Below are 9,686 nucleotides of genomic sequence, written 5' to 3' on the forward strand. Positions count from 1 at the left end.
CTTAGCAGACCCCACTGAATTCCATTAAAGAAAATTATGTCCGACCAGACCAGCAAACCAGAGAACACCAAGCCGGCCAAGCAAGCTAAGCCGCAGAGTAAATACCCGGTCAACATGACCGAGACGCCATTCCCAATGCGCGGCGACCTCGCCAAGCGCGAGCCGCAATGGGTCAAGCAATGGCAGGAAAAGAAAGTCTACGAACGGATCCGCAAGGCCTCCAAGGGCCGGCCGAAATTCATCCTGCATGACGGCCCGCCGTATGCCAACGGCGAGATCCATCTCGGCCACGCCGTCAACAAGATCCTCAAGGACATGATCGTCAAGGCCCGCAACATGGCCGGCTTCGATGCGCCTTACGTGCCGGGCTGGGATTGCCATGGCATGCCGATCGAAATCCAGATCGAAAAAAAGTACGGCAAGAACCTGCCGGTAGCTGAGGTACAGTCCAAGGCGCGTGCCTACGCCAATGAACAGATCGACTTGCAGCGCAAAGACTTCATCCGTCTCGGCGTGCTGGGCGAATGGAATAACCCCTACCTGACCATGGCCTTCCGCAATGAAGCCGATGAGTTGCGCGCGCTCGGCACCATCCTGGAAAAGGGCTATGTTTACCGCGGCCTGAAGCCGGTCAACTGGTGCTTCGACTGCGGCTCGGCGCTGGCGGAAGCAGAAGTGGAATACCAGGACAAGCGCGATCCCTCGATCGACGTCGGCTTCCCGTTTGCCGAGCCGGCCAAGCTGGCTGCTGCCTTCGGCCTGCCGGCGCTGCCGACCGATAAAGGTTATGTGGTGATCTGGACCACCACGCCGTGGACCATCCCGTCCAACCAGGCGCTCAACGTCCATCCGGAAGTCGACTACGCGCTGGTGCAGACCGTGCGCAACGGCGAACCGCTGCTGCTGATCCTGGCGCAGGACCTGGTGGCGGATTCGCTGCAGCGTTTCGGCCTCGAAGGCAGCGTGATCGCCAGCTGCAAGGGCGAGGCGCTGTCGCTGATCAATTTCAAGCACCCGCTGGCCGCTACCGATCCAGGCTACGACCGCCTGTCGCCGGTCTACCTGGGCGACTACGTGACGACCGACAGCGGCACCGGTATCGTGCACTCGGCGCCAGCCTATGGCATCGAAGACTTTATCTCCTGCAAAGCGCATGGCATGAAGGACGACGACATCATCAGCCCGGTCATGGGCGATGGCAAGTTCGCCTCCTGGCTGCCGTTCTTTGCCGGCATGACCATCTGGGAAGCCTCGAAGCCGATCTGCGGCAAGCTGGAAGAAGCCGGCGCGCTGTTCAAGCTGGTCATGTTCGATCACAGCTACATGCACTGCTGGCGCCACAAGTCGCCGATCATCTATCGCGCCACTTCGCAATGGTTCGCCAGCATGGACAATCTGCCGACGGATGGCCACGCCAGCCTGCGCGCCACTGCGCAGCAAGCGATCGACGAAACCGCGTTTTTCCCCAGCTGGGGCAAGGCGCGCCTGCACGGCATGATCGCCAACCGTCCGGACTGGACCTTGTCGCGCCAGCGCCAATGGGGCGTGCCGATGGCATTCTTCGTGCACAAGGAAAGCGGCCAGCTGCATCCGCGCACGCCGGAACTGCTGGAGCAGATCGCTCAGCGCATCGAACAGCACGGCATCGAAGCATGGCAGGCGCTGGATCCCAAGGAATTGCTGGGCGCCGACGCCGACAATTACGTCAAGAACAAGGATACGCTGGACGTCTGGTTCGATTCCGGTTCGACCCACCAGACCGTGCTGCGCGGCTCGCATGCCGAGCAGCTGCAGTTCCCGGCCGACCTCTATCTGGAAGGTTCGGACCAGCATCGCGGCTGGTTCCATTCTTCCTTGCTGACCTCGGCCATGCTGAACGGCCGCGCGCCCTACAACGCCCTGCTGACGCACGGTTTCGTGGTGGATGGCGAAGGCCGCAAGATGTCGAAATCGCTGAAGAACGGCGTCGAACCGCAAAAAGTGGCGGACTCGCTGGGCGCGGAAATCCTGCGCCTGTGGGTGGCTTCGAGCGACTATTCCGGCGAAATCACTATCTCGGAAGAAATCCTGAAACGCGTGACGGAATCGTATCGCCGTATCCGCAATACCCTGCGTTTCCTGCTGGCGAATACCTCGGACTTCAATCCGGCGACCGATGCCGTACCGATCGCGGAACTGCTGGAAATCGACCGCTACGCAATCGCCAGCATGGCGCAGCTGCAGGCCGACATCCTGAACCATTACGAGACTTACGAATTCCATCCGGTGATCTCGAAGCTGCAGATGTACTGCTCGGAAGACCTGGGCGGCTTCTACCTGGACATCCTCAAGGACCGCCTGTACACCAGCGGCGTCAGTTCGACGGCAAGGCGTTCGGCGCAGACCGCGATCTGGCACATCACCCAGGCGCTGCTGCGGGTGATGGCGCCAACCTTGTCGTTCACGGCGGAAGAAGCCTGGTCCTTCTTCGCCAGCCCGGAAGCGTTTGCCGCCAGCGATGAAACCATTTTCACGCAAACCTATTACACCTTGCCGGAAATCGACGGCGCTGCGGCCCTGATCGAAAAATTCAATGCCGTGCGCGCAGTGCGCGCCGACGTCACCAAGCAGCTGGAAGAAGTGCGGGTCGCCGGCGGCATCGGTTCCTCCTTGCAGGCGGAAGTCGAGATCAAGGCTGCAGCGGCCAAGTACGCGCTGCTGACCAGCCTAGGCGACGATCTCAAGTTTGTGCTGATCACTTCCAGCGCCAGCGTTTCCGAAGTCGCCAGCGAGGCGGAAGAAGCGATACTGGTGACGCCGTCGAGCCAGCAGAAGTGCGAACGTTGCTGGCACTACCGCGCCGACGTCGGCAGCCATCCCGAGCATCCAGGCCTGTGCGGACGCTGCGTCGCCAATCTGTTCGGCAAGGGCGAACAGCGGCATGTTGCGTAGGGTGGGCACATCGTGCCCACGCGTGAATTCAGCCCACGTATTGAATTCACGCCACGTAGATGCCCATTTCGATGCTGCGCGGAATTGCACTCCGGTTATGGCGGTCACGCGTGGGCGCCAGCGCCCACCCTACGAAATTTTCTGAGAATTAATTATGGCTACCAAAAAGCGCTCCACCACTATCTCCACTTCTTCCTCGAAATACGGGCTGGCGCCATGGCTGGCGATCGCTGCGCTGGTGCTGGTGCTCGACCAGCTGACCAAGATCACCATCGTGCGCCTGTTCAGCTACGGCGAATCGCTGGCGGTCACGTCTTTCTTCAACCTGGTGCTGGTGTATAACAAGGGCGCCGCCTTCAGTTTCCTGTCCAGCGAATCCGGCTGGCAGCGCTATCTGTTCACCGCGCTCGGCATTGCCGCTGCACTGTTCATTACCTTCTTGCTGAAACGGCATGCCGGCCAGCGCATGTTCTGCACCGCGCTGGCGCTGATCCTGGGCGGCGCCATCGGCAATGTAGTCGACCGCATCGCCTACGGCCACGTGATCGATTTTCTCGACTTCTACGCGCGCAACTGGCACTGGCCGGCTTTCAATATCGCCGATAGCGCGATCTGCGTCGGTGCGGTATTGTTCGTCATTGATGAGTTGCGCCGCGTAAACAAGTAGATAAACAAGTAAATAAGCCAATAAACGGATTACTGACGCCTTATTCCAGGAGCTGACATGGATCTCGCTGGCAAGAAAATCGTGCTGGGACTGACCGGCGGCATCGCCTGCTACAAGGCGGCTGAATTCACGCGGGCGCTGATCAAGGCTGGCGCCTCGGTGCAGGTGGTGATGACGGCCGCAGCGACCCACTTCATTACCCCGGTCACCATGCAGGGCCTGTCCGGCAAGACGGTGTTTACCGACCAGTGGGACGCCCGCATCGGCAACAACATGCCGCATATCGACCTGACGCGCGACGCTGACGCCATCGTCATCGTGCCCTGCTCTGCCGATTTCATTTTCAAGCTGGCGCATGGCGCCTGCGATGACCTGCTGTCGACCCTGTGCGTCGCCCGGCCAGCCACTGTACCGCTGCTGGTGGCGCCGGCCATGAATGTCGAGATGTGGCAGAACCCGGCCACTCAGCGCAACCTGACCCAACTGCAGGCAGACGGCATCCAGCTGCTCGGTCCTGACGCCGGCGAACAGGCTTGCGGCGAAGTCGGCATGGGCCGCATGCTGGAAGCCCGTGAGCTGCTGGCGGAAGTGACTGCCGCGTTCCAGCCCAAGCTTCTCAAAGGCAAGCGCGTGCTGGTCACCGCCGGTCCGACTTTCGAACCGATCGATCCGGTGCGCGGCATCACCAACCTGTCTTCCGGGAAGATGGGTTATGCGGTAGCGCGCGCGGCTTACGAAGCCGGCGCCGAAGTGACCCTGGTGTCCGGCCCGACCGCGCTCGCCACGCCGTATGGCGTACGCCGCATCGGCATCCAGACCGCGCAGCAAATGCATGACATCGTGATGGCCCAAATGGCAGCGCACGGCGGCAGCGATATTTTCGTCGCCGTGGCGGCAGTGGCAGACTGGCGCGTAGCCAACGCCAGCAGCCAGAAACTGAAGAAGAATGCCGACGGCAGCGCCCCGCAACTGGTGTTCGAGCAAAACCCCGATATTCTGGCAACAGTTGCAGCGCTGCCAAAACCACCGTACTGTGTCGGCTTTGCCGCCGAATCGGAGAACCTGCTGCAATATGGCGAAGCCAAGCGCATCCGGAAAAATGTGCCGCTGCTGGTCGGGAACATCGGCCATGACACCTTTGGCAAGGACGATAATCAGCTGGTATTGTTTGACGCCGGCGGACACACTGAGCTGGCGCGCGCCGGCAAGCAGGAACTGGCGCGCCAGCTGATCGCCGCCATTGCAACCCGTCTTGGCAAATAGGCTGCATCTTTAGCATCCGCGCGACGCCGATTGTTTAGCGGCGGCGCGCAGCAAAAACCAGAATCGGCTTTACATGCAAGCACTTGGCGGGACCGTTCCTGTCCTGCTTTTTCATTTGTTCAGCTTGCCGCTTTATTTTCATTTTACAGATTGTTACCAAATTCCATGAATATCATCGACGTCAAAATTCTCGACCCACGCATGCAAGACCAACTGCCAGCCTACGCTACCGAAGGCAGTGCCGGCCTCGACCTGCGCGCCTGCCTGGACGCGCCGCTGACGATCAAACCCGGCGAGACCCACCTGATTCCAACCGGCCTGGCGATTCACATCGGCGATCCGGCGTACGCCGCCATGATCCTGCCGCGCAGCGGCCTGGGCCATAAACATGGCATCGTGCTGGGGAACCTGGTGGGCCTGATCGACTCTGATTACCAGGGTCAGCTGATGGTATCCACCTGGAACCGCGGGCAGACCGAATTTACCCTTAATCCCATGGAACGGCTGGCGCAGCTGGTGATTGTGCCGGTAGCGCGCGTCCGTTTTAATGTCGTAGCAGATTTCGAGAGCAGCGAACGCGGCGCAGGCGGCTTCGGCAGCACCGGAAAACATTGATGGAGAAAATAATGAGATTGACCAACGCTCCCGCATGGCATGGCTTCAAACGCTATGCCGCGGTGACTTTGCCGCTGGTATTGCTGGCGGCCTGCAGCACCACGGAAAACATCCCGCCCGGTATCGTCAAGCCGGCGACACCGGTGGTGGCGCCGCCGGTAGTGGTAGTGCCGCCGCAACAGGCTGAACTGAAATCCTTGATCGCCCTGCAAGACCGGCTGTACGACGTTGCGGCTCCCTTGCTCGTGAATAATGCACTGCTGTGCCGGAACAATGCACGCAACCTGCTGGGCTTCACTGCAAAAACCAAATACTCCTTTACCGCGGAATTCATCGCCGCGGCGTCCTCGCTCGGCTTGACCGACCAGTTGCAGATCACCGGCGTGCTGGCCGGCAGCGGCGCCGCCAAAGTCGGCCTGCAGCGCGGCGACCTGCTGGTAGCGATACAGGACAAACCGGTGCCGGTAGGCGCCGATGCGGAACGCCAGACCGCGCTGATGCTTGGCCCGCTGGTCAACGGCCGCAACAATATCAAGGTCACGGTCGCCCGTAACGGCGCCAACCAGACCATGAACGTGCCGCTGACCCGCGCCTGCGCCTTTGGCATCGAACTCGGCAACACCGACAATGTGATCAGCTATGCCGACGGCCGCCGCGTGCTGGTCAGCACCGGCATGATGAAATTTACCCAGAACGATGACGAACTGGCGCTGGTGATCGCCAAGGAAATGGCGCACAACTCGCTGACCCATGCTTCACGCCAGCGCAACACGGCGACCATGACCGGCGTCATCGACAACCTGATCCGCTTGCGTCCCGACACCACCTCGCTGAGCGGCGCGGCCGGCGTCAAGCCTTATCCGCAGCAGCTCGATGCGGCGGCCGACAAACTGTCGCTGTACATGGTGGCACGCGCCGGCTACAAGGTCGACAACGCAGCGGCCTTCTGGCAGCGGCTGGCAACCCAGTATCCGGCGACAGTCCTGAACGGCTATACCGCGATCCACCCTGCCACCGACTACCGCATGAGCGCGATCCAGCAAGCGGTTGCCGATATCCAGGCGAAACAGGCCGGCGGCGCTGTCATCCAGCCGTAAGCGAACTTTTCGCCCGGCGATAAAAAAGCCTGAATCACTTGCGTGGTTCAGGCTTTTTGCTTTACTGCAGCCGTTTCAGGCCCAGGGAAGGCTTACTCCACTTCCACCGTTTCCTCGGGAGCGGACGGCGTGGAGCTGTCTTTCTCGGCGAAATCGAGGCTGATCTGTTCCTTGTCGTCGAGATCCACGGTCACGCGGCCACCGGTCACCAGCTTGCCGAACAACAGTTCGTCGGCCAGCGCCTTGCGTATCATGTCCTGGATCAGGCGCGACATCGGCCGCGCGCCCATCAAGGGATCGAAACCCTTCTTGGCCAGGAATTTCCGCAAGTTCTCGGTAAACACCGCCTCCACTTTTTTCTCGTGCAGCTGCTCTTCCAGCTGCATCAGGAACTTGTCGACCACGCGCAGGATGACTTCTTCATCGAGTGCGCGGAAGCTGATGATGGAATCGATGCGGTTGCGGAACTCAGGCGTAAACATGCGCTTGATATCCGCCATCTCATCGCCGGCTTCCTTCTTGTCGGTGAATCCGATCGAGCGTTTCTGCAGGCTTTCGGCGCCGGCATTGGTGGTCATGATGATGATCACATTGCGGAAGTCCGCCTTGCGGCCATTGTTGTCGGTCAACGCACCGTGATCCATCACCTGCAGCAGGATGTTGAAAATGTCCGGATGGGCTTTTTCGATTTCATCCAGCAGCAGCACCGCATGCGGCTTCTTGGTTACCGCTTCGGTCAGCAGGCCGCCCTGGTCGAACCCGACATAACCCGGCGGCGCGCCGATCAGGCGGCTCACAGCATGACGCTCCATGTATTCCGACATGTCGAAACGGATCAGGTCGATGCCGAGGATGAACGCCAGCTGCTTCGCCACTTCGGTCTTGCCGACGCCGGTCGGACCGGAAAACAGGAAGGAGCCTATCGGGCGGTCGGTCTTGCCGAGGCCGGCGCGCGCCATCTTGATCGCCGACGCCAAGGCATCGATGGCCGGATCCTGGCCGAACACCACATTGCGCAAATCGCGGTCTATGGTTTGCAGCTTGCTGCGGTCGTCCTGGTTGACCGATTGCGGCGGAATCCGCGCAATCTTGGCGATGATGTCTTCGATCTCGCCCTTGCCGATCGTCTTCTTCTGCTTCGACTTCGGCAGGATGCGTTGCGCCGCGCCCGCTTCGTCGATGACGTCGATCGCCTTGTCCGGCAGATGGCGGTCGTTGATGAAACGCGCCGCCAGTTCCGCTGCACTGGTGAGTGCCGACGCCGAATACTTGACGCCATGATGTTCTTCAAAGCGCGACTTCAGGCCGCGCAGGATCTGCACGGTTTGCTCGACGGTCGGTTCGTTGACGTCGATCTTCTGGAAGCGCCGCGACAGCGCGTGGTCTTTCTCGAACACGCCGCGGAATTCGGTGTAGGTGGTGGCGCCGATGCACTTCAACTGGCCGCTCGACAACGCCGGTTTCAGCAGGTTGGATGCATCCAGCGTGCCGCCGGAAGCCGAGCCGGCGCCGATGATGGTGTGGATCTCGTCGATGAACAGGATGCCGTGCGGGCTGTCTTTCAACTGCTTGAGCACGGCTTTCAGGCGTTGCTCGAAATCGCCGCGATACTTGGTGCCGGCCAGCAGCGAACCCATGTCGAGCGAATAGACGATCGCATTCTGCAAGATCTCGGGAACCTCGCCCTGGGTAATGCGCCATGCCAATCCTTCGGCAATCGCCGTCTTGCCGACGCCGGCTTCGCCGACCAGCAGGGGATTGTTCTTGCGGCGGCGGCACAAGGTCTGAATCACGCGCTCGACCTCGTACTCACGGCCGATCAGCGGATCGATCTTGCCTTCAGTCGCCAGCTTGTTCAGGTTTTGCGTGAACTGGTCGAGCGGACTTTCCTTGGCCTGGCCTTCGGCCTGCACCTCTTCCGCGCCTTCCGAAGATTTCTGCGCATCGGCTTGCTGATCCTTGCGCACGCCGTGCGAAATGAAGTTGACCACGTCGAGACGGGTCACGCCTTGCTGATGCAGGTAATACACCGCGTGCGAATCCTTCTCGCCGAAGATCGCCACCAGCACATTGGCGCCGGTGACTTCCTTCTTGCCGTTGGAAGCCGATTGCACATGCATGATGGCGCGCTGGATGACGCGCTGGAAACCCAGGGTCGGCTGGGTATCTACCTCATTCGAACCCGGCACCGTCGGCGTGTTGTCGCCAATAAAGATGGTCAGCGTCTTGCGCATGTCATCGATGTTGACGGCGCACGCGCGCAGCACCTCTGCTGCCGACGGATTGTCGAGCAAGGCCAGCAGCAGATGTTCCACGGTGATGAACTCGTGCCTTGCTTGCCGTGCCTCGACAAACGCCATGTGCAAACTTACTTCCAGTTCCTGCGCAATCATGCTTCCTCCATCACGCATTGCAGGGGATGTCCCGCTTTGCGTGCGTGCGTTAATACCAGTTCAACTTTTGTGGATGCAATATCTTTAGGATACACACCACACATGCCTTTGCCATCGCGATGCACTTTCAACATAATCTGGGTTGCGGCTTCACGATCCTTTTGGAAGTATTCCTGCAGGATAGCGACCACGAACTCCATTGGAGTGTAGTCGTCATTCAGTAAAAATACCTGATACATGGGTGGCGGCTTGAGCTTCTGCTCTTGTCGCGTCGCTACTGTCCCGTCTTCGTGCTTGGTTACCATGCGCCTATTCTAAAACCTTCCTGCAAATGCGCAACGCGCCACACTGAATAAAATAACGTTTATATCGATATTACGCGTTTTCCGATTGCTATGCAGATGACGTTGGAACAGATTAAATCAAGAGCTAAAAAAGCATCGATTTCTGAAATTTAATTGCATATTGGAAATTACTTGACTTTTTTATTTTTTGCGCAAAGAATGACATTCATTGGTGAGCATGTTTCCGCTTATTAATAGAAGTGAGCAAGTTCTAGAAGGGGCAGCGTTACGCGAAGCTTCTTGCTTTTACGGCTCGTGTGATTGTTATTATTTGAAAGACGCTATTTTATGGCAACAGGTACAGTCAAGTGGTTCAACGATTCTAAGGGCTTCGGCTTTATCACTCCGGATGACGGCGGTGAAGATTTGTTTGCAC

At 59.4% G+C, this 9,686-nt stretch carries 8 protein-coding genes; 6 read left to right on the forward strand and 2 right to left on the reverse strand.

Translation table 11 applies throughout. The features are described from left to right. Positions 1 to 36 precede the first annotated feature (36 nt). The 5 genes from ileS (at position 37) to VNZ65_RS22185 (ending at position 6,573) form a co-directional block, all read left to right on the forward strand. Positions 37 to 2,931 (forward strand): isoleucine--tRNA ligase, encoded by a 2,895-nt coding sequence (gene ileS, locus VNZ65_RS22165; RefSeq protein ID WP_325672925.1) that lies wholly within the window; start codon positions 37 to 39, stop codon positions 2,929 to 2,931. Positions 2,932 to 3,085: 154 nt separating this feature from the next. Beyond that, positions 3,086 to 3,598: a signal peptidase II gene (gene lspA, locus VNZ65_RS22170; RefSeq protein WP_325672927.1), complete on the forward strand. Its 513-nt coding sequence runs from the start codon at positions 3,086 to 3,088 to the stop codon at positions 3,596 to 3,598. A 57-nt stretch (positions 3,599 to 3,655) separates the two neighbouring features. After that, complete coding sequence (coaBC, locus tag VNZ65_RS22175) at positions 3,656 to 4,861, forward strand: bifunctional phosphopantothenoylcysteine decarboxylase/phosphopantothenate--cysteine ligase CoaBC (protein ID WP_325672929.1); 1,206 nt, start codon at positions 3,656 to 3,658, stop codon at positions 4,859 to 4,861. Between the two features lie 165 nt (positions 4,862 to 5,026). Next, complete coding sequence (dut, locus tag VNZ65_RS22180) at positions 5,027 to 5,476, forward strand: dUTP diphosphatase (protein ID WP_062112717.1); 450 nt, start codon at positions 5,027 to 5,029, stop codon at positions 5,474 to 5,476. A gap of 11 nt (positions 5,477 to 5,487) precedes the next feature. Next, positions 5,488 to 6,573: a M48 family metallopeptidase gene (locus VNZ65_RS22185; RefSeq protein ID WP_325672932.1), complete on the forward strand. Its 1,086-nt coding sequence runs from the start codon at positions 5,488 to 5,490 to the stop codon at positions 6,571 to 6,573. 92 nt (positions 6,574 to 6,665) lie between these two features. Here VNZ65_RS22185 and clpA read toward each other — a convergent pair whose 3' ends face one another. Both clpA and clpS read right to left on the reverse strand, forming a co-directional pair. Then, a complete protein-coding gene (clpA, locus tag VNZ65_RS22190; RefSeq protein ID WP_168229025.1) occupies positions 6,666 to 8,966 on the reverse strand; it encodes an ATP-dependent Clp protease ATP-binding subunit ClpA in 2,301 nt (766 codons plus the stop codon). Continuing rightward, positions 8,963 to 9,271: an ATP-dependent Clp protease adapter ClpS gene (gene clpS, locus VNZ65_RS22195; protein WP_325672936.1), complete on the reverse strand. Its 309-nt coding sequence runs from the start codon at positions 9,269 to 9,271 to the stop codon at positions 8,963 to 8,965. Before clpS ends, clpA begins: the two co-directional genes overlap by 4 nt. Before the next feature lie 327 nt (positions 9,272 to 9,598). Here clpS and VNZ65_RS22200 point away from each other — a divergent pair. Further along, on the forward strand, positions 9,599 to 9,686 hold an 88-nt coding region (locus tag VNZ65_RS22200), incomplete at its 3' end, for a cold-shock protein (protein ID WP_325656166.1).

The organism is Collimonas sp. (genome assembly GCF_035566555.1).
Taxonomy (GTDB): Bacteria; Pseudomonadota; Gammaproteobacteria; order Burkholderiales; family Burkholderiaceae_D; genus Collimonas.

Coding starts and splice junctions, on each gene's coding strand:
- coaBC (WP_325672929.1), top strand. CDS start 3,656: ATGGATCTCGCTGGCAAGAAAATCGTGCTGGGACTGACCGGCGGCATC.
- VNZ65_RS22185 (WP_325672932.1), top strand. CDS start 5,488: ATGAGATTGACCAACGCTCCCGCATGGCATGGCTTCAAACGCTATGCC.
- clpS (WP_325672936.1), bottom strand. CDS start 9,271: ATGGTAACCAAGCACGAAGACGGGACAGTAGCGACGCGACAAGAGCAG.
- ileS (WP_325672925.1), top strand. CDS start 37: ATGTCCGACCAGACCAGCAAACCAGAGAACACCAAGCCGGCCAAGCAA.
- dut (WP_062112717.1), top strand. CDS start 5,027: ATGAATATCATCGACGTCAAAATTCTCGACCCACGCATGCAAGACCAA.
- clpA (WP_168229025.1), bottom strand. CDS start 8,966: ATGATTGCGCAGGAACTGGAAGTAAGTTTGCACATGGCGTTTGTCGAG.
- lspA (WP_325672927.1), top strand. CDS start 3,086: ATGGCTACCAAAAAGCGCTCCACCACTATCTCCACTTCTTCCTCGAAA.